Annotated in this window: 17 protein-coding genes and 1 tRNA gene; 2 read left to right on the top strand and 16 right to left on the bottom strand. The window is 68.5% G+C overall.

What is annotated here, in order from left to right:
• Window positions 1-136 precede the first annotated feature (136 nt).
• The 7 genes from GGR48_RS01815 to GGR48_RS01785 form a co-directional block, all read right to left on the bottom strand.
• A complete protein-coding gene (locus GGR48_RS01815) occupies window positions 137-1,453 on the bottom strand; it encodes an HlyD family type I secretion periplasmic adaptor subunit (RefSeq protein ID WP_183950190.1) in 1,317 nt (438 codons plus the stop codon).
• Complete coding sequence (locus tag GGR48_RS01810; RefSeq protein WP_240456152.1) at window positions 1,453-3,186, bottom strand: type I secretion system permease/ATPase; 1,734 nt, start codon at window positions 3,184-3,186, stop codon at window positions 1,453-1,455. Before GGR48_RS01810 ends, GGR48_RS01815 begins: the two co-directional genes overlap by 1 nt.
• Entirely contained in the window at window positions 3,183-4,772 is a 1,590-nt protein-coding gene (locus GGR48_RS01805; RefSeq protein WP_206362540.1) for a TolC family protein, read from the bottom strand. The genes GGR48_RS01810 and GGR48_RS01805 overlap by 4 nt, the downstream gene beginning before the upstream one ends.
• Before the next feature lie 201 nt (window positions 4,773-4,973).
• Window positions 4,974-5,423 carry a hypothetical protein gene (locus GGR48_RS01800; RefSeq protein ID WP_183950188.1) on the bottom strand — a complete coding sequence of 150 codons (450 nt, stop codon included), beginning with the start codon at window positions 5,421-5,423 and terminating at the stop codon, window positions 4,974-4,976.
• 15 nt (window positions 5,424-5,438) lie between these two features.
• Window positions 5,439-13,205, bottom strand: a complete 7,767-nt coding sequence (locus tag GGR48_RS01795; RefSeq protein ID WP_183950187.1) for an Ig-like domain-containing protein — start codon at window positions 13,203-13,205, stop codon at window positions 5,439-5,441.
• A gap of 346 nt (window positions 13,206-13,551) precedes the next feature.
• Window positions 13,552-14,490 carry a helix-turn-helix domain-containing protein gene (locus GGR48_RS01790; RefSeq protein WP_183950186.1) on the bottom strand — a complete coding sequence of 313 codons (939 nt, stop codon included), beginning with the start codon at window positions 14,488-14,490 and terminating at the stop codon, window positions 13,552-13,554.
• A 294-nt stretch (window positions 14,491-14,784) separates the two neighbouring features.
• Window positions 14,785-14,874 (bottom strand) — tRNA-Ser (locus tag GGR48_RS01785).
• A 165-nt stretch (window positions 14,875-15,039) separates the two neighbouring features.
• Here GGR48_RS01785 and GGR48_RS01780 point away from each other — a divergent pair.
• Window positions 15,040-15,801 carry a DUF1134 domain-containing protein gene (locus tag GGR48_RS01780; protein ID WP_183950185.1) on the top strand — a complete coding sequence of 254 codons (762 nt, stop codon included), beginning with the start codon at window positions 15,040-15,042 and terminating at the stop codon, window positions 15,799-15,801.
• 120 nt (window positions 15,802-15,921) lie between these two features.
• Here GGR48_RS01780 and GGR48_RS01775 read toward each other — a convergent pair whose 3' ends face one another.
• Both GGR48_RS01775 and GGR48_RS01770 read right to left on the bottom strand, forming a co-directional pair.
• Window positions 15,922-16,323 carry a hypothetical protein gene (locus tag GGR48_RS01775; protein ID WP_183950184.1) on the bottom strand — a complete coding sequence of 134 codons (402 nt, stop codon included), beginning with the start codon at window positions 16,321-16,323 and terminating at the stop codon, window positions 15,922-15,924.
• Window positions 16,320-17,639, bottom strand: a complete 1,320-nt coding sequence (locus GGR48_RS01770; RefSeq protein ID WP_183950183.1) for a dihydroorotase — start codon at window positions 17,637-17,639, stop codon at window positions 16,320-16,322. Before GGR48_RS01770 ends, GGR48_RS01775 begins: the two co-directional genes overlap by 4 nt.
• A gap of 47 nt (window positions 17,640-17,686) precedes the next feature.
• On the opposite strand from GGR48_RS01770, the gene ygfZ reads away from it, so the two are divergent.
• Window positions 17,687-18,466, top strand: coding sequence for a CAF17-like 4Fe-4S cluster assembly/insertion protein YgfZ (ygfZ, locus tag GGR48_RS01765; RefSeq protein ID WP_240456151.1), 780 nt, complete (start codon window positions 17,687-17,689; stop codon window positions 18,464-18,466).
• Between the two features lie 43 nt (window positions 18,467-18,509).
• Here ygfZ and GGR48_RS01760 read toward each other — a convergent pair whose 3' ends face one another.
• The 7 genes from GGR48_RS01760 to GGR48_RS01730 all read right to left on the bottom strand — a co-directional run bounded on the left by GGR48_RS01760 (window position 18,510) and on the right by GGR48_RS01730 (window position 26,718).
• The gene (locus GGR48_RS01760; protein ID WP_183950182.1) at window positions 18,510-19,088 is read right to left on the bottom strand and encodes a hypothetical protein; all 579 of its coding nucleotides are present in this window, start codon (window positions 19,086-19,088) and stop codon (window positions 18,510-18,512) included.
• Window positions 19,089-19,400: 312 nt separating this feature from the next.
• A complete protein-coding gene (locus GGR48_RS01755) occupies window positions 19,401-20,528 on the bottom strand; it encodes an OmpA family protein (RefSeq protein WP_183950181.1) in 1,128 nt (375 codons plus the stop codon).
• Window positions 20,529-20,644: 116 nt separating this feature from the next.
• Complete coding sequence (locus GGR48_RS01750; RefSeq protein WP_183950180.1) at window positions 20,645-21,148, bottom strand: DUF2793 domain-containing protein; 504 nt, start codon at window positions 21,146-21,148, stop codon at window positions 20,645-20,647.
• Complete coding sequence (locus GGR48_RS01745; RefSeq protein WP_183950179.1) at window positions 21,145-23,277, bottom strand: phage tail protein; 2,133 nt, start codon at window positions 23,275-23,277, stop codon at window positions 21,145-21,147. Before GGR48_RS01745 ends, GGR48_RS01750 begins: the two co-directional genes overlap by 4 nt.
• Window positions 23,277-23,645: a peptidoglycan endopeptidase gene (locus GGR48_RS01740; RefSeq protein ID WP_183950178.1), complete on the bottom strand. Its 369-nt coding sequence runs from the start codon at window positions 23,643-23,645 to the stop codon at window positions 23,277-23,279. The genes GGR48_RS01745 and GGR48_RS01740 overlap by 1 nt, the downstream gene beginning before the upstream one ends.
• Window positions 23,642-24,448, bottom strand: coding sequence for a DUF2163 domain-containing protein (locus tag GGR48_RS01735; RefSeq protein ID WP_183950177.1), 807 nt, complete (start codon window positions 24,446-24,448; stop codon window positions 23,642-23,644). The genes GGR48_RS01740 and GGR48_RS01735 overlap by 4 nt, the downstream gene beginning before the upstream one ends.
• Window positions 24,445-26,718, bottom strand: coding sequence for a DUF2460 domain-containing protein (locus GGR48_RS01730; RefSeq protein ID WP_183950176.1), 2,274 nt, complete (start codon window positions 26,716-26,718; stop codon window positions 24,445-24,447). Before GGR48_RS01730 ends, GGR48_RS01735 begins: the two co-directional genes overlap by 4 nt.
• Between the last annotated feature and the right edge of the window lie 58 nt (window positions 26,719-26,776).

The raw sequence follows: 26,776 nt of genomic DNA, 5'->3' as shown, positions 1-26,776 counted from the left end.
TCTTGCGGGCCGGCACCGTCTTAGAACGCCGACCGGTGGGGTCAGAGCCATGATGCGTCAGGAAATTATTCCATGCACTCGACCGGAGCGGGATCACGTCCCTCGCTCCGGTCGGATGCGGCCTGAACGCGTCACGCTATTCGCGGAAGGCGCTCTCGCTCAGCCGGGTGAAGGGGGTCAGGATATAGGCCATCACCGAACGGCGGTCGCCCAGCAGGTTGACGTCGGCGGTCATGCCCGGACCGATGGGCAGGCGGCGGCCGTCGCGGTCGCGGAAGCTGTCGGCCCGCCCCCGGACGCGGACGGTGTAATGGCTCTCGCCAGTCCGTTCGTCGACCGTGGCGTCGGGGCTGATCGTCACCACCTCGCCCTCCATCCCGCCATAGACCGCCGAGTCGTAGGCGGTGACGTTGATCCGCGCATGCTGGCCGATATGAACCGAGGCAATGTCCTTGGGCGTGACCATGGCCTCGACGGTCAGCGCGTCGGCGCTGGGCACGACCTCGACGATCGGCTGGCCGGGCGCGACGCTGCTGCCGACGGTGGAGACCAGCACCCGGTTGACGCGGCCCGTCACGGGCGCGCGGACGACGGCGCGGCTGTCGCGCGCGGCGAGCGCGGGCATGGTGCGGCGGCGCGCCGCCATCTCCGCCTGCGCCGCGGCCAGATCGGTCCCCGCCTGCGCGCGCCAGGCCTGGCGGACCTGGGACTGGGTCGCGCGCGCCTCGGCCACGGCGGAGCGGGCGCGGGCGATCGTCGCCGCCGCCTGTTCGGCATCGCTGGCCGCCACGGCCGCGCCATTCTCCAGCTGGATCAGCGACACCTGCGGCTCGATCCCCCGCGCCACGAGCGGCCGCATCAGGTCGAGTTGCCGCTGCGCCGCATCGCGTGCCGACTGGCGCGAACGATAGGCGGCCTCCGCCTCCACCACCGCGCGCTGCGCCTGGGCTTCGCGCGCCGCACCCGCCGAGGTCAGGCTGGCAAGATCGGCCATGCGCGCGGCGTGCAGCGCGCGCTCGATCCCGATCTGCTCGGCGATCGCCGCATTGGCAGGCGCGCCATAGACCGGTTCGCGACCCGCGATCTCGGCCTCCAGTCGCGCGATCTTGGCGGTCAGCGCATCGACGGTGATCGCGCTGCTGCCCAGCTCGGCGCCGGTCTGCGTCTGGTCGAGCCGCACCAGCACCTGCCCCTGCCGCACGACGTCGCCCGGATGCGCCAGGATCGCCGACACGATCCCCCCTTCCAGATTGGAGACGATCTGCAACCGGTTGCTGGGCACGATGCGCCCCGAGGCGTGGATCGTCCGGTCGAGCTGGACCAGGCTGGCCCACAGGATGAAGATCACGACAAAGGCCAGGATCAGCCAGAGCAGCAGGCTGGACGCGCGGCCGGGCCGCATTTGGTCGACATAATCCTCGAGGCGGGGTTCGGCGGTGTCGGTGGCGGACATCAGGCGACGGCTCGCGGACGCTGGAGTTGCTGGAGCACCTGATCGCGCGGCCCGTCATTGACGACACGGCCGGCGTCGATGACGACGATACGCTCGACCAGGCGGAGCAGCGCGGGGCGATGGGTGATGAGAACGAAGGTCCGGCCCTCCAATTCGGCGGCCAGCCGGTCGATCAGCGCCGCCTCGGTCTGCTGGTCCATCGCGCTGGTCGGCTCGTCGAACACCACGACCGGCGGGCTGCCCGCCAGCGCGCGGGCGAGCGCGATCGACTGGCGCTGGCCACCCGACAGGCCCTCGCCCCGATCGGCCAGGATCAGGTCATAGCCATTGGCAAGCTGGCCCATGAACTGGTGCGTGCCGCTCAGCTCGGCGGCGCGCAGCATCTCGGCATCGTCGATGCCGGGACGGTCGAGCACGATATTCTCGCGCACGCTGCCGCTCAGCAACACGCTCTCCTGCAGCGCCGTGCCGATGCGCGCGCGCATATAGGCGGGGTCGAACTGGCGGATGTCGGTGCCGTCGATCATCACCAGCCCCTCCTGCGGCGGATACAGCCCCAAGATCATCCGCGCGATCGTCGACTTGCCCGATCCCACCCGGCCGAGCAGGCCGATGCGCTGCCCCGCCGGAATGACGAGGTTGAGGCCGTCCAGCGTCTTCTCCGCCGCGCCGGGATAACGGAATTCGACACCGCGCAACTCGATCCGGCCGGCGAAGCGCGCGGGCTTCAACGCCTCGTTCTGCGGTCCCTCGGTCGGCTGGTCCATCATGGTGTTGATCTGGCGATAGGCGGTGCGTGTCGCCGACAGGCGGGTCAGCAGCGTCGCGACCTGCGCCAGCGGCTGCACCGCGCGGCCCGACAGGATCGAACAGGCGACCAGCGCGCCGGTAGTCAGCTGGTGATCGGCGATCAGGAATACGCCGGCGACGACGGTGCCGGCATAGGACAGGGTGTTGGCCGAGGCGGCGACCGTGGTCGCGATCGTCGACACCAGCCGCTGGCGCATCGCGCTGTCCGAATGCGCGCGATTGGCCTTGCTCCAGCGTCGGCCGAGCAGGGTCGCCGCGCCGCTGGTCTTCACCATCTCCAGCGCGCCGACCGTTTCGACCAGCACGCTCTGCTTGCTCTGCCCCTCGCTCAACGACTTGGCGGACAGGCGATCGAGCGCGGGCCGCGTCAGCCAGCCGGCGCCGATGACGACCGGGATCGCGGCCAGCGGCACCCAGACGACCGCGCCGCCGATGATCGCGATGAAGACCAGGGTGACGACCACGAAGGGCACGTCGACCATCGCCGTCATCGTCGCCGAGGCGAAGAAGTCGCGCAGCGTCTCCAGCTCACGCATCATGCCGGTCAGCGATCCGGTCGAGCCACGCTTCAGGTCCAGGCGGATGCCGACCAGCCGCTGAAAGACGCGGGTGCCGATGTCATGGTCGATGTCGGCACCGGCCAGATCGACGAAATAGGCGCGCAGGATACGCAGCACGAAATCGAAGACGACGACGATCAGCAGCCCGATCGACAGCGCGACCAGCGACGCATAGGCGTTGTTGGGCACGACGCGGTCATAGACGGTCATCGTGAACAGCGAGGTGATCAGCCCGAACAGGTTGATCATCGCCGCCGCCAGCGCGACCTTCAGATAGATGCGCCGGTTGCGCAGCATCGGTTCGAGCAGCCACGGCGCGAAGCGCGGGCGCGGGTGATCGATCATGTCGGCGGGCGGGGTCATGGCGTGTCCATCGTGGCGGGATCAATCTGCAGGGCGCGCAACAGGCGGCCGGTGCGGGCGAGCAGGACATAGCGGGCGGTATCCAGCTCGGTGACCGTCTGGATATAGCGCGCCGCGACGCCGAAATAGTTGTTCTCGGCGGACAGCAGGTCGAACAGCGTCCCGCGCGACACGCGGAAGCGTTCGGCCAGCACATCGCGCGACTGGCGACTGGCAATGTAGTTGCGCTCGATCGCGGTCCGCGCCTGCTCGAGCGCGGCGATGTCCGACAAGGCGATGCGCGCGTCGCGCTCGGCATCCTGGCGGATGCGGTCGAGCCGCGCGTCGGCGCCGTGCACCCGCGCCTCGGCCTGGCGGACCCGCTCGGCGGCACCGCCGCCCAGCCGCATGCTGAGCGTCAGATTGGCGCGCACGTCATAGTCGCGGCGATTCTCGATCACGCCGTAACGGCCGGCATCGACCCCCGCGGTCAGCTGCGGCAACCGGTCGGAGCGCAGCGCATCGGCATCGCGGCGCGCCGCCCCGGCCTGCGCCGCGGCCACCCGCACGGTCGGCAGGACGGCGATGTCGTCACGCAGGCCTGTCGCCGCGATCGGTCCGGCGTCGAGCACGGGGGCGCGGCCCAGATCGGCGGGGGCCGGCGCGCCGACCAGCCCCAGATATTGCGCCTCGGCATTGGCGAGCGCGCGGCGGAAATCGGCGAGCTGCGCGTCGGAGGCGGCCACATAGCTGTCGACCTGCGCGACATCGCCCTGTGCGGCATAGCCCTGCCCCACGCGTTCCTGAATCCGCGCGCGCAGATCGCGCTGGCTGTCGGCGAACACCTCGCCCAGTCGGACCAGCGCGCGATAGCCATAGACATTGTACCAGACCGAAATCGTGCGCAGCGCGATCTGCGCGCTGACATCGTCCTGGCCGGCCAGCGACGCCTTGATCCGCGCCTCGGCCGCCGCGATGCGGCTGTTGCTGGCACCGAAGTCGACCACCGGCTGCTGGATGCGGATCAGGCCATCGGTGCGGCTGTCGGGGCGGGAGCGTTCCAGCACATTGCCCGGATCGTTGGAAAAGGCGCGACTGACGATCTTGAAGGTCGAGAGCGACAGGTCGGCGGTGGGATATTGCCGCGCCTGCGCCTCGTCGCGCGCGGCGGCGGCCTCCTCGGCCTGCGCCGCCGTTTCCGCGAGCGACGGGTTGCGGCGCACCGCCTGCGCCACCGCCTGGCGAAAGCCGTCGAGCGGCGTCTGCGTCCGCGCCAGTCGCAGGATCGGATCGGTGGCGGGATCGATGCGCAGCGGGTCCTCGCTGGGCGCGGGCAGGCCGCCGGGGACATTCTGCACCCACAAGCCGCTGCGCGGGATCACCGGTGCCGGGGACGCCACCGGGGCGGCGGGCGGCGCGGGCATGCCACCGATGCGCACCGGCGACCCCGCCGGGATGGATGGTGCGGGAAGCGATGCCGGGTCGCCCGTCGGGGCCAGCGTCGGCGACGGCGGCAAGCGGGTGGGCGTCGCGCCGATCTGGGGATTTTGTTGCAGCGTCGACGGGCCCGGCGCGCCGGTCGTCTGCGCGGTGGCGGACGTGGCCATGATGACGAGCATCGGCATCGCTCGCCACATGGCGCGGCCGCCCGTTCCGGCCCTTTGCTGACACCCCCTCATCCTACGCGCACCCACCCCATATACCCTGTTCGGCGAAAGCCCCGCCGGCCCCCCGGCCGCCGCAAACGGCCGAGGGGAGCCGCACCGACCATGGTGCAGCTCCCCCGAACCGAGTTTGGATCATTCCTATCAGACGATCATGAACATACCGCTATCCATCGCGACCTGCTCGGGCAGAAGCATCGTGAACGCCTCGTGCGGATCGATCCGGGCATTGTCCGCCGCCTGGAACGCGGCAAGCGGAACCTGCGCGAAATCGCCGGCATCCTCCGCGACCGCCGAGACGATCACCGCCTGTGCCGGAGCCGTCCCCTCGACCGCGACCTGAGGAACGGCGGTATCCGATCGCACGTCGTCCTGAGCGCCGAGCAGCAGCGCCAGATCGACCGCCGCCGCACCGTCGCCATGCGCGATCAGTTCATGATCCGCCCATTGCGGACGGCCCGGACGGATCACCGGCGCCGCCGGTTCGGGCAGGGCCATCGGCCCGTCCCCCTCGCGCGGCGCCCAGAGGCTGTCGACGGGGACGGTCACCGACCGCCCCGCCAGCCCGAAGATGTTCGACGGAATCCATGCCATGACGGTGCCTCCGGCTCAGGCGAACAGGAAGTCGTCGGCGTTGAGCGAGGCAAGCGACACGCCCGACAGCACCAGCGAGTCGCCATTGTGCAGATCGATATGCACCCCGTCCGCCGCCTGGAAGGCCGAGGCCTTGACGTCGGCGAAGCTGGTGAAGCCCATGCCGCGCAACTCGATCACGTCGCTGGTCCCGGCGCCGCCGGTAAAGTCGGTGATCGTGTCGGCGCCGCTACCCTTGGTGAACACGAACGTATCGTTGCCCGTGCCGCCGGTCAGCGTGTCGTTGCCGGTCAGGCCCAGCAGGATGTCGTCGCCCGCACCGGCATTCAGCACGTCATTGCCGTTGCCGCCGATCAGCATGTCGTTCGCCCCCGAACTGCCGTTCAGGCTGGTGTAGAAGGTCTTGGTCATCGTCTCACCGACGCCCAGATTGCCGAAGCCGAAGGCCAGGGTGATCGCCTCGTCCGCCATCGTCCCGTTGCGGTCGACCGGATTGGCATAGGCCGAACCGGCATAGACGTCGTAATTGGCGAAACCATAGTTCGAGCTGCGCGCGGCGGCATCGAACGACACCAGGTTGACCGACACGCCCGACATCGGCCCCGTCGCCCGCGAGATCGCCAGCGCATTGCCCGCCGTCGGATTGGACAGCACGTCGTTATAGGTGGCGAACGACCCGCCCTTGTCGACGTCCTGATCGGGGTCGAAGCTGCGCAGGAAGCGCACATCGCTCAGCGTCGAGCTGCCGGTGTTCGTCACCGTGATCGTGGTCTTGTAATAGGTGGCGTTGGCGTCGAGCTCGATCACCTGCTTCACCGCCATGGTCCCGCCATTATAGCTGGCGGTGCCGGTGGTGGTCGTCGACAGGGTCGTGCCCACCGTCGTGTCGACGGTCGTGGTGGCGATGTCGTTGCGCCCGCTGCGCTGGTCCTGGATGAACGAGCGGCCGTTGAAGCCGAAGCCGATCGTGTCGACCGGCGAGCCCGGCAGGGTGAAATCGCCCGACTTGGGCGCCGCCCCCGCATTCCAGCCATCGGTGTCGACCACGTACGAGATCCGGCGCGCGCCGTTGGTCGGGTGATAATTGGCCGGCGCGGCACTGGCGGTGCCGAGCGAGCCCGCGCTCGATACGCCGATCTCCATATAATTGCCCTGCAGGAACACGTCGTTGCCGACCGTGTCATGGTCGAGCACGCCGACCACGACCGCCACCGTCGCGGTCGAGGTCAGGCCGGCCCCGTCCGTCGCGGTATAGGTGAAGCTGTCATTGCCCGAATAGCCGGCCGCCGCCGTATAGCTGAGCGTGCCGTCGCTGTTGATCGACACCGTGCCGTGCGCGCCGTTGGTCACGCTCTGCACCGTGATCGCGTCGCCCTCCGGATCGGAGTCGTTGGCGAGCACCGCCACCGTCGCTGCGACGCCGGGCGATGCGAACAGCGTGTCGTCGGCGGCCTTGGGCGCGTCATTCTCGCCGGTGATCGTCACCGTGGTCGTGGCGGTCGATACGCCGCCATGGCCGTCCGACACCGTATAGGTGAAGCTGTCGGTCGCGGTCTCGCCGGCCTTCAGATACTGGAAGGCGCTGCCCGCCGCATAGCTGACATTGCCGTCGACCAGCGCGACGGTGCCGATCGTCCCCGTCGCACCGACGCCGGTGATGGTCAGCGCGTCGTCGTCCGCATCGCTGTCATTGGCGGTCAGCGTCGCCGCCGTGACGACCGTCGCACCGTCCTCGCTGACCCGCAGCGTGTCGCCCACCGCGACCGGCGCGTCATTGGTGCCGGTGACGGTGATCGACAGAGTCTGGGTCGCGCTGGCCTTGTTCTCGTCGGTGACCGTGTAGGTCGCGGTGACGACCCGCGTCTCGCCCTCGCCCAGCGCCTGATAGGCGGCGTTGCCGGCGTCGAAGACATAGCTGCCATCGGCGTTCAGCGTCAGCCCGGCGACCGGCGCCGTCAGCGCGAAGCTCAGCTTGGCGCCATGATCGACGTCATAGTCGTTCGCGGCGACGCTGCCACTGATCGTGGCATCCTCGGCCACCGCCGCGGTATCGGCGAGGGCGACGGGGGCGTCGTTCTGGCCGACCAGCGTATAGCTGCCCGTCGCGCTGGTCAGTCCGCCATGCCCGTCCGAGACCTGATAGGTGAAGGTGTCGGTCGCCGTCTCCCCCAGCGCCAGCGCCTGCGCCGCCGCAGAACCGGCAGGCGTGATGGTCAGCGTGCCGTCGGCCGCCATCACCACGGTCGCGCCCTGCGCGCTGGTGGTCGAGAAGGCGGGCACGGTCAGCACGTCGCCCGTGTCGACATCGGTCGCCTGGGTCAGCAGCAGGTTGCGGCCATTGGGGTTGGCGAAGCTGCCATCCTCGGTGATGCCGGTCTGGATGATCTGCGCGGTGCCGATATACAGCGTCGCGCCGATCGCCCGCCCGCCGGTCGCATCATAGGAGCCGACGCGGAAGTCGATCGTGTAGTTGCCCGACTGGGCCAGCGTCAGCTCGACCGTCTGGACCCCGGTCGACCCGATGACGGGCACCTTATAGTCGAAGATGGTCTGGACGATCGCGCCCGTCGCCGCATCGCGGATATAGCCGGTGCCGATCGCCTGATCGCTGCCCGAGGACAGGACATAGACGAAGCGGATCGTGTCGCCCGCATTGCCCGAAAAGGCGGTGCTGGTGATGCTCGGCCCCTGCCCGGTGCCATAGCCGGTGGGAACGGTCGCGCTGTAGCGCAGCGCCGCGACATCCTTGTCGCCCGGGATGATATTGGTGTTGCGCTGCACCGTCGCGGTCGAGGTCGACACCGAGCTGGTGCCCGAGGACGCCGTATTGACGGTCCAGCCGTTCAGCGCGGTCGGATCGCTGAAATCGCCATTGACCAGGCGGTTGGCGACGACCGTGGCGTTGCCGGGCAGTGCGACATTGCCGACGACCGGCGCGTCGTTGGTGCCGGTGACGGTGATCGCCAGGCTGGCATTGGCGACCGCGCCCGAGGCGTCGGTGACCGAATAGGTGCCGGTGACGACCCGCGTCGCGCCGGCGGCCAGGTTCTGATAGGCCGCGTTCGACGGATCGAAGACATAGCTGCCATCGGCGTTGATCGTCAGCCCGGCGACGGTGTTGGTCGCGGCATAGGTCAGCACCGCGCCGTGATCGACGTCGCTGTCATTGGCCCCGACATTGCCGGTCACCTTCGCGCCGTCCTCGACCGCGACCGCCGTGTCGGCGACAGCGACGGGTCCGTCGTTCCGCCCGGTGACCGTGATGGTCAGCGTCGCGGCGGCGGTGCCGCCCTGCCCGTCCGATACGCCATAGCCGGCGACGATCGTCTGCACCTCGCCCTCGGCCAGCGCCTGATAGGCGGCGTTGCCGGCGTCGAAGCTGTAGCTGCCATCGGCGTTCAGCGTCAGGCCCGCGACCGGCGCATCGAGCGTGTAGGTCAGGACGGCGCCATGATCCGGATCGCCGTCATTGGCCGCCAGTGAGCCGGCGACGATCTTGTCCTCGACCACGCTCACCGTGTCCGCGACGGCGGTCGGCGCGTCATTGGTGCCGGTGACGGCAATGCTGAGCGTCGACGTCGCGGTCGCACCATGCTCGTCGGTGACGGTATAGGTCGCGACGACGGTCTGGACCTCGTCCTTGGCGAGCGCCTGATAGGCGGCGTTGCCGGCATCGAAGCTGTAGCTGCCGTCCGCATTGAGCGTCAGGCCCGCGACCGGTACGTTCAGCGCGTACGCCAGCTTGGCACCACGATCGATGTCGCTGTCGTTCGTCGCGACCGAACCCGTCAGGATCGCGTCTTCGACAACCGAACCGGCGTCAACGACCGCAACCGGCGAATCGTTCGTGCCGGTCACCGTGAGCGTCAGCACCGACGTGGCAGTCGCCCCATGTTCGTCGGTGACGGTGTAGCTGGCAACGACGGTCTGAATTTCGTCTTTCGCCAGCGCCTGATACGCGGCATCACCAGCGTCGAAGCTGTAGCTGCCGTCCGCGTTCAGCGTCAGACCGGCGACCGGTGCGTTCAGCGTATAGGCGAGCTTCGCGCCGTGATCGACGTCGCTATCGTTCGTCGCCACCGAACCCGTCAGGATCGCATCTTCGACAACCGAACCAGCATCCACGACCGCAACCGGCGCATCGTTCGTGCCGGTGATCGTCAGCGTCAGCGCCGACGTGGCGGTCGCGCCATGCTCATCGGTGACGGTGTAGCTCGCAACTACGGTCTGCACTTCGCCCTTGGCCAGCGCTTGATAGGCCGCGTTACCAGCGTCGAAGCTGTAGCTGCCGTCGGCGTTGAGCGTCAGCCCCGCGACCGGTGCGTTGAGCGTGTACGCCAGCTTGGCGCCATGATCGACGTCGCTGTCGTTCGTAGCCACCGAACCCGTCAGCACCGCATCTTCGACAACCGAACCGGCGTCCACGACCGCAATCGGCGCGTCATTCGTGCCGGTGATCGTCAGCGTCAGTGACGAAGTGGCGGTCGCGCCATGCTCATCGGTGACGGTGTAGCTCGCAACGACGGTCTGCACCTCGCCCTTGGCCAGCGCTTGATAGGCCGCGTTACCAGCGTCGAAGCTGTAGCTGCCGTCCGCGTTCAGCGTCAGACCTGCGACCGGTGCGTTCAGCGTATAGGCGAGCTTCGCGCCGTGATCGACGTCGCTATCGTTCGTCGCCACCGAACCCGTCAGGATCGCATCTTCGACAACCGAACCAGCATCCACGACCGCAACCGGCGCATCGTTCGTGCCGGTGATCGTCAGCGTCAGCGTCGAGACAGCCGTCGCCCCATGTTCATCGGTGACGGTGTAGCTTGCAACGACGGTCTGCACTTCGTCCTTCGCCAGTGCCTGATACGCCACATTGCCACCGTCGAAGCTGTAGCTGCCGTCGGCGTTGAGCGTCAGCCCCGCGACCGGTGCGTTGAGCGTGTACGCCAGCTTGGCGCCATGATCGACGTCGCTGTCGTTCGTAGCCACCGAACCCGTCAGCACCGCATCTTCGACAACCGAACCGGCGTCCACGACCGCAATCGGCGCGTCATTCGTGCCGGTCACTGAGAGCGTCAGCGTCGACGTGGCCGTCGCGCCATGTTCGTCAGTGACGGTATAGCTTGCGACGATGGTCTGGACTTCGTCCTTGGCCAGCGCCTGATAGACAGCATTACCAGCGTCAAAGCTGTAGCTACCGTCCGCGTTCAGCGTCAGCCCCGCGACCGGTGCATTCAGCGTGTAGGCGAGTTTGGCACCATGATCGATGTCGCTATCATTGATAGCAACCGAGCCTGTCAGGATCGCGTCTTCGATAACAGAACCGGCGTCGACGACTGCGACCGGCGCATCGTTCGTGCCGGTGATAGTCAACGTCAGCGTCGAGACGGCCGTCGCGCCATGTTCGTCGGCGACGGTGTAGTTCGCGACGATGGTCTGGACTTCATCTTTGGCCAGAGCCTGATACGCCGCATGACCAGCGTCGAAGCTATAGCTGCCGTCGGCGTTGAGCGTAAGCCCCGCGACCGGTGCGTTCAGCGTGTACGCCAGCTTCGCGCCATGATCGACATCGCTGTCGTTCGTCGCGACCGAACCCGTCAGGATCGCATCTTCGACAACCGCGCCAGTGTCCACGACCGCAACCGGCGCGTCGTTCGTGCCGGTGATCGTCAAGGTCAGCGTCGACGTGGCGGTCGCACCATATTCGTCGGTCACGGTGTAGGCCGCGACGACGGTCTGCACCTCACCCTTGGCCAGCGCCTGATAGGCCGCGTTGCTGGGATCGAAGCTGTAGCTGCCATCCGCATTCAGCGTCAGGCCCGCGACCGGCGCGTTCAGGGCGTAGGTGAGCTGCGCGTAGTAATCGACGTCATGGTCGTTGCCCGCGACCGAGCCGGTGACGACCGCGCCGTCCTCGATCGCCGGATCGGCGACATCGGCGATGGCGACCGGGGCGTCGTTGGTGCCGATCAGGGTCACCGTCACCTGCTGGTCCACCTTGGCGCCATTCTGGTCGGTGACCGTGACGACATAGTGCTGGACCATCGTCTCGCCCTCGGCGAGGTCCTGCAGGTCGGCATTGTCGACCGCGAAGGTCCAGCGGACCTTGCCCGCGCCGTCGCCCGTCGCCGTATCGTCGATGACGGTCGCGAAATGGCCGCGATAATAATCCTCTTGCGCCGCGACGCTCACCTTATGCGTGTCGATCAGGTCCGCATCTGCGAAGGCGATGGTGCCGGCGATGGCGGTCGTCGCATCCTCGATGACCTCGCCGCTCGCCACGGCGGCGGTGACGGTCGGCGCGTCGTTGGTGCCGGTCAGCGTGACCGTCACGTCCTGGGTCGTCGTCGCGCCGAACTTGTCGGTCAGGGTCAGCATATAGACCTGGGTCGCGATCTGGCCGGCCGCGAGCCTCTGCACGCTGGCATTGTCGGCGGTGAAGCGCCAGTTGATGGTCCCTTGCGCATTCTGGTCGGCGGTGTTCTCGACGACCTGGGCGCTCAGCGTGCCGAAGCCGCCCGCCGGCGCGAAGCCCGAAGGAACGCCGCCCGTGATGGCGACGCGCGCGGCACCGATGCTGACGCTGTGCGTGTCGGTCAGATCGATGTCGCGGAAGGTGATCGTGCCGTCGCTGGTCAGCGTCGCCGCCGCATCCTCGACCACCGCGCCCTGGTAACGGCCCGAGACGATCGCGGGGCCGTCATTCTGGCCGGTGATCGTCACCGTGACGGTCGCGGTCGACACGTCGCCGTCCGCATCGGTCACCGTATAGGTGAAGCTGTCGACCGCCTTCTCGCCCTGCGCGAGATACTGATAATAGGCCGCGTTGGGCGTGTAGACGACATTGGCGACCGGATTGGCGGGATCGGCATAATTCTGGGTCAGCGTCACCGTGCCATGCGCGGGATTGCCGACCGAGACCGAGCGCACCTGATCGGGCACCGAGTCGTTGGCGAGCAGGTTGAACGCCAGCGATGCGTGATCCTCGTCGGTGGTGATCGCATCGGCGCGCGCGATCACGGCTTCGTCGCGCGGATCGAGCAGCAGGCCGTCGATCATGACCTCGAACTTCTCGACCCGGCTGACCGTCAGGTCGAAGGCGTCGAACTGGAACGTGCCATAATATTCGTTGGTGCCCAGCTTGGCGGACACGCGCGCGAGGACGCTGTTCGCCTCCTGATTCAGGAACGCGACATAGCGCGCGACATCGGCCTGGATGTCGCTGCGCAGCCATTCGTCACGCGTGAAGACCAGCCGCAGCGTGTCGGTGTCGCTGCCGCCGTCATAGGAATCCTGCGGCGCGAACCATGACTTGGACGCCGGGCCATGATCGGCCAGCCGATAGACCAGCGTGTCGTTGCCCAGCCCGCCGAGCACGGTGTCCAGCCCCGCGCCGCCATCGAGATAGTCGTTGCCGATACCGCCATCGAGCAGGTCGTTGCCCGCCCCGCCCAGCAGCGTGTCGTTGCCCTCGCCCCCGGACAGGGTGTCATTGCCCTCGCCGCCGTCGAGCATGTCGTTGCCGCTGTCGCCATAGAGCGAGTCGTTGCCGGTGCCGCCCAGGATGCTGTCATTGCCGTCGCCGCCAAAGACGAGGTCGTTGCCCGCCCCCGCATCGACCTGGTCATTGCCCGCGCCGGCATGGATCACGTCGTTGCCGGCGCCGCCGGTGATCCGATCATTGCCATTGCCGCCGCGCAGGACGTTCGAGGCGTCGTTGCCGGTGATCGTCTGGTTCGCGTTGCTGGTACCGTTGCCGATGCTGATGCCAAGGCCGAGATTGATGGTCACTGCGCGTCTCCCAAAGGGCGAGGCGTCCGGGTGTTTGGAAACGACAAGGGGTCACGCCCGACCGGTATCGGGCGCGTGCCAGCGATCGGTGCCGCACCTTACGATGCGACCGCGTTCGTCAAAAGCTGTGATACCACCGCTCATCCCCCCGGATCAGCGGCGTTCCGTCCCCTTGGCGCGCCCGCGGCGCGCTCGTCCCTGTTCCCCCGGACCGCTCGACCGCCAATCGATCGAACCCTGCCGATGACGATCTTTTTAAGGTTCGTTCACCGAGCCGCAATTGGCCGGGCGTCCAATTTACTTGACTGACCGTTCAGCCGGCGCCGCTTTGTCCCTTTCGAAGACATTAACCGCGTGTGCGCCGCGTTTCGCTGGCCGTCTTGCCGAACGCGCTGCGAAACGCTCGGGCAAAATGGGCCTCGCTGGAAAAGCCGAAGTGAAAGGCGATCTCGCCGATACGCCGCTTTTCGCTCGCGTCGAGCAGCGCGTCGCGCGCCGCCTCCAGCCGCCGTCGCCAGATATAGCGCACCACGCCACCCTCCTCCTCGAACAAAGCGTAAAGTTCGGAGCGTGAGATGTTGAGGCGCGCGAACAGCCATTCGGGACTCAGGTCGCTCGACCCCAGTCGCGCCTCGATCTGCCGCCGTGCCTGTTGCGCCAGCGCCGTGCGCCGGTCGGTGGCCGATGGCGGCCCCGAGGGCTGGCCGATGGCCAGCGTGACGAGTTGCATCAGCACATCCGCCAGCACGGGCGCGGCGCTGGTCGGCATGGTCTCCAGCCGGGGCGCGATCGCGTTCAGATGGACCGCCAGCAGCGTGCTGTCCTCCGCATCGAGCACCCGCCCGTGCAGCGCCCGCACATCGTCCACCCGCTCCGCCAGCATGACGCGCGGGACCGAGACATTGATGACGTCACGCTCACCCTCGTCGACCATATAAAAGGGCTGCGCGAAATCGAGCAGCATGACCGTGCCGGGCGTGCTGAGAACCTTGCGTCGCCCCGCCTCGCCGCGCGACACGCCGCGACGCGCCAGCTGGACGCTGATGCCGTCATGCCGATCGTGCGCGATCTGCGCCGCCGTCCGCTCCGACCGCCGCGGCGACGCCACGAGTTCGATGATGTGGAACGGCCCGACGAAGCAGGACCGCAGATCGGCGAAGACCGGCTGGCTCAGGAATGTGGTGGCCAGCGTGTTGTTGATGCCGCCCTGATACACCGCCTCGCGCCGCTCGGGCGGCACGGTATCGGTTTGCACCAGCGACTTGGTCAGGACGCCTTGGGTCATGGAAATGGGCCGCCACCTTCGAGGAATTCCTCGGGGCGCCAGCCTTCGATCGGACATAACGCCCTCGCCGCGCACTGCCCAACCATGCGCGCCGCGAGCATCATCCCCTCAGCTCATTCACCCCGTTTATTAACACAGGCTGCTGCCATGGATCGATCCCGAAGCAAAGCCGCGCGGTGAGACGGCGCAGCATCGTTTTGGTACGGCCGGTGTGGCGATGCGGTTTGCAGGTGGGAAAGCTGAGCGTTTGACGATCGATTTGGAAGAGCCGCGCTAAAGCTCAGAGGCGCGATATGGCGGAGACGGAGGGATTCGAACCCTCGGTACGGTTTCCCGTACGACGCTTTAGCAAAGCGTTGGTTTCAGCCACTCACCCACGTCTCCGGCTGCGGCGAGGTGCGGCTATAGCGGGGCCGGCGGAGGCAATCAACCGGGTCTGCGCGCGATTTTTCACAGAAAATCGACTAGAGCCTGCCGTGTCATTCATTGCGCTGCAAGGCGGCGACTGGTTAACGTTGCGGCATCGGTTCGCCGGGGGAGTTGAAGTTCATGCGTTTCGTCTGTCTGGGCCTGTCGGTCCTCTGCGGTCTGTCGGTCGCGGGTGCGACCGCCTCGCCGTCCCTGGCGCAGGTTCGCACGATCGACCCCAATCAGGGGATCGACAGCGATCTGGCGACGCAGCCCTCGCGCCCCGCCCCGCGCCAGCAGGTGCCGGCCGACCCCGTGCCCTCCTACCCGCAATCGCAGACGCCGCAGGATAGCGCCCCCCCGCCCGTCACCACGCCGCAGACACCCGAAAGCCGCGCGACGCAGACCAGCCAGGCCGCCGATACCTTCGAGCGCGACGATCTGCTGGCCGCCGGCGAGGGCGTGTTCGGCAAGGGCGCCGAGGGCCTGGGCGGCATCATCGAGCGCATCCTGCGCGAACAGGGTCGCCCCAACGCCTATATCGCGGGGCGCGAGGCCTCGGGCGCGTTCGTCGTCGGACTGCGCTATGGCTCGGGCATCATGACGCACAAGGTCGAGGGGCAGATGCCGGTCTATTGGACCGGGCCGTCGCTGGGCTTCGACATTGGTGGCGATGCGAACAAGGTGTTCGTGCTGGTCTATAATCTCTATGACACCGAGGAGCTGTTCCACCGCTTCCCGGCGGCCGAGGGGCGGCTGTATTTCGTCGGCGGGTTCGCGGCGACCTATTTGCGGCGCGGCAATGTCGTGCTGATCCCGGTGCGGCTGGGCGTCGGTTGGCGTGCGGGCGTGAATGTGGGGTATATGAACTTCACGCATAAGGCGCGGTGGTTGCCGTTTTGAGGTTTCGAGGCTGAGGTTTTCCCTTGGCCTTCGACTTCGCTCAGGCTGAACGGAGGTTGGGATTGGAGCTGCGCTCAAACAGCCGTTCAGGCTGAGCGAAGTCGAAGCCCACGCCCCAACCTATCTCCGCACCAGCAACCGATACGGCTCACTGACCGCGATCACCGGCACGTCCCACGGATGCGCGGCGAGCAGGGCATCCGCCAGCGCCGCCACATCCGCCTCCGCATCATAGATCGCGGTCAGAATAACGGTCGGCGACCAGCTCGCCTCGCCCACCGCGCCCAGCGTCGGCACAGCGCCCTCGTCCGGCCGGAACCCCTCATAACCGATCGCGAGTTCGACGACCTCGCGATACCGCCCGAAATCGCCCAGCGGCGGCGTGCGCAGGATCGCCAGCAGCGGGGCGGCGGTGGCGTCGCGTTCCACCGCGCCCGGATCGCCGGCGATCAGCGCGGCCAGCGTCGGGGGCGCGACCGGGCAATAGACCCGGATGTCGCGCACCCAGCGGCTGTCGCTCATCCGAAGTCGACCGCCTCGAAGCGGATCGGCTGGCCGGTCGGCGCATCGGCGAGCTGGTCCTCCCACATCGCCACCTGGCCGCGCACGATCGTGCCGATCGGCTTGCCGGTGAGCTCCATACCGGTGAAGGGCGACCAGCCGCATTTGGACTGGAGCCACTGATCCTCGATGGTCCAGCGCTTCTTCAGGTCGACGATGGTGAAGTCGGCGTCGTAACCGGCCGCGATCCGCCCCTTGCCGACGATGCCGAAGATGCGCTGCGCGCCGGCGCTGGTCAGCTCGATCACGCGCTGGAGCGACAGGCGGCCGTTCGCCGCATGGTCGAGCAACAGCGGCAGCAGCGTCTGCACGCCCGGCATCCCGCTGGGGCTGCCCGGATAGGGCTTGGCCTTTTCCTCCAGCGTGTGCGGCGCATGGTCCGAGCCGATCACGTCGGGCACGCCCTGGTTCAACCAGTGCCACAGCCCGTCGCGATGCGCGCCCGAGCGGATCGGCGGGTTCATCTGCGCCAGCGTGCCCAGGCGCGGATAGGCCTCCTCGCCCGCCAGCGTCAGATGCTGCGGCGTGACTTCGCAGGTGGCGATGTCCTTATGCTGCGCAATATATTCCAGCTCGGCAGGCGTGGTGACGTGCAGGATATGGATACGGCGGTTCGCCGCGCGCGCCAGCCGCAGGATGCGGCGGGTGGCGAGCAGCGCGCTCTCATCATCGCGCCAGACGGGGTGCGAGGACGGATCGCCCTCGATCCGCTCGCCCGCACGCGCGTTCATCCGGTCCTCGTCCTCCGCATGGATGGCGACGCGACGATGGCCCGAAGCAAGCACTTCGGCCAGCCGCGCATCCTCCGACACCAGCAGATCGCCGGTCGAGGCGCCCATGAAGATCTTCACGCCCGCCGTGCCGGGCATCCGCTCCAGTTCGGCGAGGTCGCGCGCATTATGGTTGGTCGCGCCGACGTAAAAGGCGTGGTCGCAATACATCGTCTGGGCGCGGGTCAGCTTGTCGGTGATCGCGTCGGCCGAATCGGTGTTCGGCTTGGTGTTGGGCATCTCGAAGACGGCGGTCACGCCGCCCATCACCGCCGCGCGGCTGCCGCTGGCCAAGTCTTCCTTGTGCATCAGGCCGGGCTCGCGGAAATGCACCTGGCTGTCGATGACGCCGGGCAGGATGTCGAGCCCGGTACAGTCGATCACCCGGCCCGCATCGCCTTTCGCGCCGATCTCGACGATCCGGCCGCCCAGCACGCCGACATCGGCACGAACCGGGCCGCCGGGGGTGTGAACGGTGCCGCCGGAGAGAAGCAGATCGAAGGTCATGGCAAACGGGCCTTTCGCATGGGGTCGCGCCCTCCTACCTTGCCGGAATGACCGATACCACCCCGACGACGCAGCCCGACATCATGTCCGGCACGACCCTGGGCGCCACCACCCTGCCCGACCGCCGCCTGATCCGCGTCGCGGGCGAGGATGTGCGCGGCTTTCTGCAGGGTCTGGTGACGCAGGACGTGATCGGGCTGGCGCCGGACCATCCACGCTGGGCCGGGCTGCTCACTCCGCAGGGCAAGGCGCTGTTCGACTTCATCCTGTGGGCGGACGGCGACGCGGTGCTGATCGATGCCGAGGCGGCCCAGGCCGAGGGGCTGGCGCGGCGGCTGGCCATCTATCGCCTGCGCCGCGCGATCACGATCGATCCGGTCGCGGATTTGGCGGTGCATTGGAGCAAGGCGGCGGAGGGACGCCCCGACGATCCGCGCCTGGCGGAGCTGGGTAAGCGCTGGCTGGCCCCGGCCGGAGAGGTAACGACCGGTTGGACCGCGCACCGCCTGTCGCTGGGCGTCACGGAGGGCGTGGGCGAACTGGGGTCGGGCGAGACGCTGTGGCTGGAGTGCAATGCGCGCGAGCTGAACGGGGTCAGCTTCACCAAGGGCTGCTATGTCGGACAGGAGAATACGGCGCGGATGCATCACCGCTCGAAGGTCAACCGGCGGCTCGTGGTGGTTCCGCTGGCCGAGGCGGGCGACCGGACACGCGCGCGCTATCCCGCGCTGGGGCTGATGGTCGAACATCGCCGGGTCGAGGCATTGGGCGATGCGCTGCGGCCGGCATGGCTGGAACAGGCGCTTCAGGCACCCGGGTCGGAATAAGCCGGGCCGGCCTTTCGATGCGCCGGCGCTTGGTCTGTCCGGGTCAGTTCACCAGCGCGGCGGCCTCAGGCTTGTCCATCGACAGGGCGGCGTCCAGTCGCTGCGCCGGATTGCCCAGCATCTGCGCCACTTGCATGGCGATAGCGATCGCCGCGACCAGTCCGAACAGGCACAGCGCGCTGAACTGCAGCCGGCTGGAAATCGCCTGGCTGCGTTCGATCCGTCGGGCCGCATCGATCTCGATCGCGATCCGGTCGTTGGCGGGCTTGGGCAAAGGCTGGCGATCCGCGTCGCGGCGGCGGTCGCCACCGTTTTCCTGCGAGGGCGCCTGTTGCAGGCGCGGTTCGCGCAACAGGGCGTCGATGTCGATGGCGTCCTGGGTGCGCACGCCGGAAAACCGTTCGCGCTGCCAGACGACGCGCCCGATCACCGTCTGCTGACCGCGTCGGATCTCGATATAGGCACCGGGGAAAAGCGCGGCATCGGAGGCGATCATCATCCCGCGCGACGAGATGTTGTGGATGCACACATCCCCCCATCCCGTGGCCGACTTCATCCGGCAGGCGATCAGCACTTGCCGCCGCGCTTCGCGCGCTTTGAAGTACTGCGTTGCAAGTGGCATCCGACTCTCCCTGTGCCCAAGCCTGATGCCCATATCGGACAAGCCGCCAATAAAAGATGAATCACGGGTGCGAGGTAGAGCCGCATGACATCGAGCGCATGCATGGGCTGCGATCGGGAGCCGGCCTTCACAGGAGTCCACCACGATCCTGATGCCATTCCGTCAGGAGCCGGGGTTGGGACGACCGGTGATAGCGCCCTTGGCAGAGCCTGCGTAGCGGCCACGCCTTTCCGCCCGGAATTCGCACAAAAAAAGAGAGGCCGGCTTTCGCCGACCTCCCTCTTTCTACAATCAGCCTTGGCTGAGCGTGGCTTACTGGCCAGCGCCCGGACCGTAGGTGATTTCGACGCGACGGTTCTGGACCTCGCGGACGCCGTCCGCAGTCTGAACGCGCAGCTTGTCGCGCTGCTCGCCGAACGCTTCGGTCGTGATCGAGCCATCCGGGATCGAACGCGACGTCATGTACGCCTTCACCGCGTCGGCACGACGCTGCGACAGACCCTGGTTGTAGCGCGGCGTACCCGAGGTATCGGTGAAGCCGGCAACCATCACGCGGGCATTGCCGCAGCTCTGGTACTGGGTGATCGCGTTGTCGAGGATCGACGCTGCTTCCGGGGTGATGTCCGACTTGTCCCACTCGAAGAAGACAATGAACGGACCCGGCGAGCAGACCACAGGCTCGGGAGCCGGCGGCGGGGGCGGGGGAGGAGGCGGCGGGGGCGGCGGGGGCGGCGGCGGGGGCGGCGGAGCTGCCGGTTCGCCGAAGTTGTACGCCACGCCACCCAAGATCGAGTGCGAGCGGAAGCGGCCGTCGAACGTGTTGTTCGCGACGTCGACCAGCTTGACGTTCTCGGCGTTGAAGAAGCGATACTTCAGCGTCGCGTCGATGTGGTCGGTCAGCGGAGCACGGATGCCCGCCAGAGCCTGCCACGCGAACACGGTGTCCGAGTCGTTCAGGAAGTCCGCACGGTTGTTGAGGGCATAGTTCGCCTTGACGCGAGCCACACCGACACCGCCACCGACGAAGCCCTGGATGCCGTCATCGGCACCGAAGTCGAGCAGGCCGTTCAGCATGAAGCTGAGCGCCGAGGTCGAGCCACCGGCATAGTCGTAGTTGCCAGCCGCAACGGTGCCAGCACCGATGCCGGTGTTGGTCAGCGTGGTCGAGCTGAAGCCGTCAACGGTAGCGCGGCGGTAGCCGACTTCGGTCTCCAGACGGAAACCACCGAAGTCATAGCCCATCACGGCGTCGACGTCGTAGCCATAGTCGTGATCGACGCTGGCAACGCCAGTGCGGTTGGTGCCGACGACATCATAATCGATGTCTTCGACGATCATCCCGCCGCCTTCGATGCCGACGTACCACGACTTGTCGCGGGCGAGGGCAGGCGAAGCCAGAGCGGTGGAGGCGAGTGCCAGAACAATGGCAATCTTCCGCATCATAGTCCCCTTTCTTGGTTGTCACTACGGACAGCGCAAACCCACTATCGGAGCGTTGGTTTCCACGCAAGGAAACAAAAGCCCGCCGGTGTTGCATTAAGAGCACAGATTTCGGCCTACCCCGACGCCAGCAAACCATGCGCCTGCAGCGCCCCGATCACCGCCTTGAGCGCCAAACGCGCTTCAGAATCAACGACTTGACCGCCGCCACCGATCGCCACGGCGGGTTGTTGCGCGCCAACAACTTTTTTTCCGTCGATATGAATAGCCAGGGCCGGAACCAAACCCCGTCGCCACCCATCGCCGTCCCAGTGGCAGCGATAGCGATCCGCCCGGCTCCACACGCTCAGCCCGGCATGCGGCGACAGGAACCGCCACCCGCCATCGGTCCATGCGGCGAGCGTCCGTGCCTGCCCGCCCCACGCCCCCATCGGATCGTCCCCGACGACCCAGCATTGCCCCGGCGTCGGGTCGGCGGGGGGCGCGTTCACCCCCACCGCCTCGACACAAGGGTTCGACAACAGGTCGAGCAGCATCAGCGCCTCGTTATGAGTCAATTCCTTTTGCGCCTGTCCGGCCGCCAGGAACGGCAGCCGCCAGCGCGGCGTCGCATCGGTCATTCCATCTCTCCCCCAATGATCCCGATCAGCGGCGGCGATTCCGCCCAGGTGCCGATCTGTCGCACCGTCACGCGGGTCCCGTCGGGTGCCGTGCCGATCCAGCCGGGCACCGACACCTCTTCCTCCCGCGCGCCGATAGTCAGCCGGTAGCGTTCCGCCTCCTCGCCCAGCGGCGCGTCGACCCGGTCGATCCAGCGCCAGCCGATCCGGCTGCGCCGGGTCCAGCCGATGGTGACCCGGCCATCCGCGCCGCGCATGCAGCGCCAGTGCACCGGTGCCGGTGGTCGTACCGACTGGCCGGTCACCGCCGCGAGCGTCTGCACCCCGTCGATCCCGTCGCCCACGCCATGGGCCAGGACGCGCACCGTCCGGCCGACCATGGTCGGGGGGAGGTCGACCAATCGCATGCTGGCCGCGTCGATCAGGACGAAGGGGTCGCCCGGTTTCGCGCCACCGATCATCGCCTCGGTCCCGCGCAGGCCGCGCCGCAATCGGGTGAGCCGCCAATGGCCGTCCCCCAAGGGCTCGGCACGCTCGAACTGGAGCAGCTCGCCGCCCAGCCACGCCAGATTGCCGCCTGCGTCGATCGCCGCCGTATCCGCATCGGCGAGATCCCCGGCCAGCGCCACGACCAAGGCCCCGCGCCGATCGAGCAGCGCGGCGCCCCCGCCAGGGACCGCCGACACCAGGCGACCGATCAGGCCGGGCATCGCCGTCCCGCCCAAGGCGATCCAGCTCGCGCCGTCATCCAGGCTGTAGGACAGGCCGGCCTGTCGCCATCCCGGGCCGCCGGCCGCGACGACCGACAGGCGGGGACCGGCCAGCGGCTGATCGTCAAGCGGGGGCAGCTCGAAGGCGATCAGACGGGTCGCGCCGACCGCCCGGTCGTCGTCGCGCGCGATCCGGCCGGGCGAAGCGGGCTGGATCGGCCCGGCATGGCCGATGGGCACGCAGGTCAGCCGCACCGCCATCGCTTCCCAGGCGGCCTCGATCACGCGCCAGCGCCCCGGCTCGCCGTCGATCGCGACGACAGTGCCCGGTGCGATGGCCAGCGCGTCGGGCCCCAGCGTCACGGTGCGCCGCACCCGCTCGGCCGCCAGCCGCGCCAGCCGGTCCTGTGCCATCGTCCGCGCGGTCGTCGCATCGAGTGCCGCCGCCAGATCGCGCCGCTCGTCGCGCACACCACCGGGGCACGACGCGCGCTGCATCCCGATCTGGTAATCACGGGCCGGGTCGTAATGGGCGATCGTCACGCTGGCGGGCAGGCTGGCATCGGCCGCGATCGCCCGCTGGCCGCGACGGCCGGCTCCTTGCGCAGCCATCCCCTCGTCCCTGATCATGCGCGCGGCCGCCTCACCCGGCGGCACCGACAGGCGAAGGCCATCGCCCTCGGCCACCCATTGCCCGCCGCTCATATCGGCCAGCATCGCCAGGACCGCACGCACACTGCCCCCGCTCGCCGCAAAGCCCGCGACCATGGTCCCGCCATTGCCCGGCCGCACGCCGGGCGACAGGCTCTGCGCGATGGCCTCGCACGACAGGGGGCCGGCATCGGCCTCCACCTCGAAGGTCAGTTGCGGGATACGATTGCCGAATTCGGCCAGCGCCAGCCCCTCGAACACCGCATAGGCGATGCCCCGAAAGGCCGAGGCGCGCGGCCCTTCGACCGAGGCGATCAGCGGATCGACCGCCTGATCCTCGGTGCCCGGATGCAGGCGGAACCCCGTCGCCACCTTGAAGTCGCCCGCCGCCCCGCGCAGCAGCCGACCATCGGCCCAGATCCGCCCCACCCGCCGGATCGCCCGTCCCGACAACGCCACCGCGAAATTGGCCGAATAGCTGTAGCTTTCGGTGCCCGGCCGCCCCTTGCCCCCGCCGGTCGTCCCCCGCGCCTCGATCAGATCGGTCGCCCAGATCACCGGTCCGGCGACGCGCATCGTGCCGAAGATGGCAGGCATCTGCGTGCCATAGGTCGATGTCTGCACCGACAGCTCGGCCAGACGCGGGCCTTGCCGGCCGGGTGAGCCCAGCACCGCATGATCAACCCTGTTGCCGATCAACGCCCCGATCGCGCCGCCCACCGGTCCCAGCAGCGCACGGCCCACCGTCCCCAAGACCAAGGTCGCCATCACCCCTCCCCCTTCCAATATCCCAGCACCGGCCAGGGCGGCACGCCCGACCGCCAGACGACACGGCGCAGCCCCGCATCGGCATGGACGATCCCGTCGCTCACCCGGATCGCCAGATGCAGCTGCCCCGGCCCGGCGCGCAGCAACAGCACCGCGCCCGGCGCATCCCCGCCGCGCGCGAACGCCGCGTCGAGCAGCGCCGCCACCCGCCCCGCATCCCCGCTGCGCCAGCCATAGCCGGTCGGCGCGCCCCGCCCCGTCGCCGCCGCGACCAGCCCGACACAGTCCAGCCCGTGCGCGGGATCGCGCCCGTGCAGCCGGAACCGCGTGCCGACCAGCGCCCGCGCCGCCGCCTCCACCGCACTCATGCGCCGGGATAGCGGGTGAGCAGGTCGATGCCGGGCAGGAACGGCTCGCCGCGGAAATTCACGACATTGCCGAAGCGCGACAGGCAGGTGTCCAGACGCTTGTCGCAGCCCTCGACCAATTCGATCTGCGGCTGCCCCTCGATCGCGAAGGACGGCGCGGCGGACAGCCAGATTTCCTTGCCGTCCGACCGCGCGATCACCGTCTCCAGCCCGGCATTGGCCCCGCCGAACCAGACCAGGCGGCCCTGACCATAGGCATTGGCGCTCGGCTCTGCGGTATCGAGGGTCAGCATCACCGCGCCGTCCCACCCCGTCACGCGCGCGAACCGCCGTCGCCCCGCCATCGCCACGCGGCAGCGCCGGTCGCCCAGCGTCGCGCGGCAATCGGGCGAGGTCTCCTCCGCCACCGGCCGGTCGAGCGACGCGCCGATCCCGCGCAGCTCGGCACTGAAGCCGCCCTCGCCCAGCTGCACCGCGCCGATCGTGCCTTCGCCCAGCGGCACCGACGCCGTCCTGTCCGCCCAGTCGACCGCGAACGCCGACACCCGCGCGCCGTCCCAGCGACCGCCGAGCAGGTCATGCTCGCCGATCGCCTCGCTCGTCAGCGCGCCCGAGGCCTCCATCAGATCGGCGTCCAAGCCATCGCCGCGCAGGATCGCGCTGGGCGTCAGACCGGGCGCGGCGCGATAGTGGAGGCCGTCGATCCACAGGTCATGGTCGTGCCCGGTCAGCCCGATCGTCACCCCGTCGCGCCGGTCGATCCGCCAGCACAACACCCAGCCGCTCAGCGTGTCGCCGCTCATGCCTCGCGCACCTCGACCAGCGGGACGGACGCGGCGGCCCCCGCCTGGAATCCCGCCAGCGTCACGCTCAGCCGGTCCTCGGCGAAGCGGACGGGCACGTCGAAGGTGAAGCTGGCGGTGATGCCGGCACCATCGGCGGGCGCGGGATCGAGCAGCAGCCAGCCACCGGGTTCGACGACAAAGCCGGTCACGCTCCGCCCCGCCACCGTGACCGAGACGCTGCCCGCCACCGGCCGGGTGATCCGCCGGGCCTGATCGCCATAATGGCGGACCAGCGCGAAGCGGCGGGTGGTGCCGTCGCCGGTGCCGATCGCCTCGTCGGTGCCGATGCTGTCGAACGGATCGCGCAGCCGGAACCCGCGCGCCGGCCCCAACCGGGCGCGAAAGAAGGACAGCAATGCCGCGATGTCCGCCGCCGAACGGATGCCGGGGCCGACATCATAGGTCGTGCGCGCCTCCGCCCAGGCGGCATTGCGCGCCTCGCGCCCGCCCGCGCCGGTCAGGATCGCGGTGGAGAAACTGGGCGTCACCTCCGCCTCGCGCCCCAGCGCCAGCGGGAACAGCACATCGTCGAAAGCCTGCACCGCGTCCTCTCCCCCATCCCAACAGACGAACCCGTCGCGCATCACCTGCGGCATCGCCCACAGGAAGGTCGCGGCGACGCCCCGCGCACGCGCGACCTGCGCGGCATCGGCGATCCAGCGCCATTGCCCGCGCTGATCGCCGCGCAGCACGAAGCCCGAAAAATAATGTTGCCGCTCGGGCGGATAGCCCAGCCGCGCCTCGGCCAGCGCGATGCCCTTGCGGGTCGAGGCGGTGTCGCCCGCCGTCACCCAGTCATAATCCTCCAGTTGCAGCACATCGAAAGCGGGACTCGCCCAGCCGACCGGCATGTTGGCGCGCTTGGCTTCGGGCGCTTGGCTATCGAGCACGGTCGGCAGATAGGTCAGCAGATGCGTGACGCAGCCCGGCGCCGCCGCCTTCGCGGCCGCGCACAAGGCCGCTGTCGATGCCGCCAGACACGCCCCCGCCCGGTCGAGCGTGTCGCGCTGCGCCTGGCTTTTCGCGCCCGCGATGCTCGCCATCGGCACCGGCGCGAACGCCGCCACCGCCGCCGCGTCATAGAGGCACGGCGCGCCGTCCGAGGGGCGCACCCACCACCATGGCTCGCCGACCTGGAATGTCGGGGCCAAGCCCGCCGCCTGGCCGATCGCCAGAAACGCGCGTGCCACCGCCTGAAGATAGGCCATCGCGCCGCCATGCGCGGGGCTGAGCAGCGTCGAGGGCGGCTCCCAGCCGGTCAATGCCGGCGCCCCGTCCAACGAGCGCTGTTTCCAGTCGCCCCAGCAATGCGCGTCGAACAGCTCATAGGACAGCGACCAGATCAGGTCGTAGCCCAGCGCCTTCGCCTCGCCCGCGAAGGCGCGTTGCCAGGCCGCACAGGCGACGTTCAGCACCCCGCCGTTCAGGCTGGCGTACAACCCGTCGCCGCTGCGTTCGAGCCGGAAGTAATGGCTCATCCCGACATAATGGACGATGGCGTCACGGTAGCCGAGATGCAGCATGTTGCGCAGCAGACGCTGCGGCGTCAGGTGATAGCTGTCGTCATAGCCGCTGGCGATCCGGAACCCCTGTTCGGGCAACACCGCCGCGCCGATGCCGATCACCGCGCCGGGACCGTCGCAGGCGATGCCGGTCAGTTCGACCCAACCCTCCTGCGGCTGCGTCAGGAAACCCGCACCCGCGTCATAATCGGGCGCGACCAGCGAGACGAACATCCGGTCGACATCGCCCGCCCAGACGGGATCGCGATCCTCGGGAAAGCGGAACCCGCCGGCCAGGTCGGCGAAGTCGATCGCGACCTCGGCATCCTCCGGCGTACCGCTCGCATAGTTCCACAACCGAACATACCATGCCCGGGCCTTGCCGCTTTCGTCGCGCCCCTCGATGGTCAGCGTCGGGCCGTGCCGCGCATCGAGCGGCTTGATCCCGCCCGAGCGCCAGCGGAACCGCAACCGACAGTCCCGATAGTCGCGCACGGTGTCATAGCGAAGCAGAACATGGTCGTGCCGGTCGGCGGACTCCCAGATCAGCCCCGCCAGATCGTCGGTGCGATAGAAGACCGTATCGACGCGCAAGGCGTCAGGCGCGGTCGCGACGACGGACGCCATCATCGGGCGCGGGAAATCGACCGTCCAGTATCGCGGATCGAAGCGCGACAACACGTCGCTCCGCTGGTCGCGACGCTGGTCGTGCAGACACCATGGCATGGGTTCGTCTCCCAAACTGCGAGGCTGCCGCCCCTCCACCACCGCTTCGCGGCGGTCC

It is taken from the genome of Sphingomonas pseudosanguinis (genome assembly GCF_014196255.1).
Classification (GTDB): Bacteria; Pseudomonadota; Alphaproteobacteria; order Sphingomonadales; family Sphingomonadaceae; genus Sphingomonas; species Sphingomonas pseudosanguinis.
The sequence above is the reverse complement of the archived record's forward strand: the minus strand, read 5'-3'. Positions and strand labels throughout refer to the sequence as shown.

Bases quoted from the DNA above. Each gene is read 5' to 3' on its own strand.
- GGR48_RS01735 (WP_183950177.1), bottom strand. From the start codon at position 24,448: ATGAGCGGCGACACGCTGAGCGGCTGGGTGTTGTGCTGGCGGATCGAC.
- GGR48_RS01790 (WP_183950186.1), bottom strand. From the start codon at position 14,490: ATGACCCAAGGCGTCCTGACCAAGTCGCTGGTGCAAACCGATACCGTG.
- GGR48_RS01810 (WP_240456152.1), bottom strand. From the start codon at position 3,186: ATGACCCCGCCCGCCGACATGATCGATCACCCGCGCCCGCGCTTCGCG.
- GGR48_RS01805 (WP_206362540.1), bottom strand. From the start codon at position 4,772: ATGGCCACGTCCGCCACCGCGCAGACGACCGGCGCGCCGGGCCCGTCG.
- ygfZ (WP_240456151.1), top strand. From the start codon at position 17,687: ATGACCGATACCACCCCGACGACGCAGCCCGACATCATGTCCGGCACG.
- GGR48_RS01755 (WP_183950181.1), bottom strand. From the start codon at position 20,528: ATGCGGAAGATTGCCATTGTTCTGGCACTCGCCTCCACCGCTCTGGCT.
- GGR48_RS01745 (WP_183950179.1), bottom strand. From the start codon at position 23,277: ATGGCGACCTTGGTCTTGGGGACGGTGGGCCGTGCGCTGCTGGGACCG.
- GGR48_RS01815 (WP_183950190.1), bottom strand. From the start codon at position 1,453: ATGTCCGCCACCGACACCGCCGAACCCCGCCTCGAGGATTATGTCGAC.
- GGR48_RS01760 (WP_183950182.1), bottom strand. From the start codon at position 19,088: ATGCCACTTGCAACGCAGTACTTCAAAGCGCGCGAAGCGCGGCGGCAA.
- GGR48_RS01770 (WP_183950183.1), bottom strand. From the start codon at position 17,639: ATGACCTTCGATCTGCTTCTCTCCGGCGGCACCGTTCACACCCCCGGC.
- GGR48_RS01775 (WP_183950184.1), bottom strand. From the start codon at position 16,323: ATGAGCGACAGCCGCTGGGTGCGCGACATCCGGGTCTATTGCCCGGTC.
- GGR48_RS01730 (WP_183950176.1), bottom strand. From the start codon at position 26,718: ATGCCATGGTGTCTGCACGACCAGCGTCGCGACCAGCGGAGCGACGTG.
- GGR48_RS01780 (WP_183950185.1), top strand. From the start codon at position 15,040: ATGCGTTTCGTCTGTCTGGGCCTGTCGGTCCTCTGCGGTCTGTCGGTC.
- GGR48_RS01800 (WP_183950188.1), bottom strand. From the start codon at position 5,423: ATGGCATGGATTCCGTCGAACATCTTCGGGCTGGCGGGGCGGTCGGTG.
- GGR48_RS01740 (WP_183950178.1), bottom strand. From the start codon at position 23,645: ATGAGTGCGGTGGAGGCGGCGGCGCGGGCGCTGGTCGGCACGCGGTTC.
- GGR48_RS01750 (WP_183950180.1), bottom strand. From the start codon at position 21,148: ATGACCGATGCGACGCCGCGCTGGCGGCTGCCGTTCCTGGCGGCCGGA.